Below are 1172 nucleotides of genomic sequence, written 5' to 3'. Positions count from 1 at the left end.
GGGATGATGCCCCTTCTGCGGGCAATATGAGGACCAAGAGAGCGGTTTATACTATAATTTTCATCGTTATTACTCCCCGGAGACGGCGCAGTATATTTCGCCCGATCCGCTGAATTTGGCAGGCGGATTTAATCCATATGGGTATGTGCATAATCCGGTGGGGTATGTAGATCCGTTTGGGTTAACAAAAGCCCCAGTTTATGAAAATCCTGGGCATCATGAGCCGGGATATTTACCAGATAGGCAGGTGCCATTTAATAGTACCAAGAGTGTAATACCGCCTAATGCTGAGGAACTTTTTAAACACAGTCAGGTAGACCCTAATGATCCTAAAACTCGCTGGATAAAAGTTGGTGAGGGTAAAAAATCTGTTTGGCATAGATTCCAAAGTAATGCAGCAGATGGTTCTGGAGCTTTCCATTGGAATGGATCAACTGATGGTGTCGATATTAGGGGTAAACCCAGAGCTATAGATACTAAAAATGTACCTAGATTTGCTAGAAACATGGAAGGAATTAAAGGCTGTAAAAAATGACATATATCATAGGTGATAAATCTACTTTTGCTGTTGAATATTCTCTTGAAAATAGAGAGAAGTTAATTGGGCGGGCAAGGCTCTGGATTAACGGTTCTTTTTTGGGAACTCTGAGCGATACAATATTTTTTGATGGTTATTTGGTTGGCGGGCTTACAGATATTTTGAATAAACCTAAATTGAATGAAAGATATTTAGCTAATGATAATCACTTAATCTATGATTCATTAGAAAAGGATATGAGTCTCTTTGATGATGAACAATATGATTTAGCAAGATCTTTCTCTGTTAATTTTGGTACATGGTCAGATTATTTTGATGTGTACTCATATAAGGTAACCGACAATATAGGGGCTATTCTTTGGAAATGTACCGGACATAATGATGGATTGGAAGATTTGGTAGAATACCCGAACTGTATTTTTTATGAACAATTTAAATATGATGAATTGGTTAACATAATAAATAGACTTCGTTCAGTGGGATCTTAATAATGAAATCTTCTATAAATATCCCTATTGTATTGTAGCTAAGTCTAAATAATAAGCCGGAAAGATCACCGCGATCTTCCGGCTTTATTCTGTTAAGAGCTGCTCACTCCCTGCCCTTAGCGGCTTTTGTAGTCGCCAATCAGCTC

Annotated in this window: 1 protein-coding gene and 1 pseudogene; both read left to right on the top strand. The window is 38.1% G+C overall.

Annotated elements, in window-relative coordinates; genetic code table 11:
• Nucleotides 1-13: 13 nt before the first annotated feature.
• Nucleotides 14-214, top strand: a pseudogene (locus PSI17_RS17540) (RHS repeat-associated core domain-containing protein); the annotation flags it as partial.
• Between the two features lie 317 nt (nucleotides 215-531).
• Nucleotides 532-1026, top strand: a complete 495-nt coding sequence (locus tag PSI17_RS16940; protein ID WP_273553073.1) for a hypothetical protein — start codon at nucleotides 532-534, stop codon at nucleotides 1024-1026.
• Nucleotides 1027-1172 lie beyond the last annotated feature (146 nt).

This window comes from Xenorhabdus sp. IM139775 (assembly GCF_028598745.1).
In the GTDB taxonomy this organism is placed as follows: Bacteria; Pseudomonadota; Gammaproteobacteria; order Enterobacterales; family Enterobacteriaceae; genus Xenorhabdus.
Note: the sequence above shows the minus strand (reverse complement) of the source record. Positions and strands in the feature narration are given on the sequence as shown.

What these genes read in the sequence shown, in the direction of transcription:
- PSI17_RS16940 (WP_273553073.1), top strand. Translation starts at nt 532, where the DNA reads ATGACATATATCATAGGTGATAAATCTACTTTTGCTGTTGAATATTCT.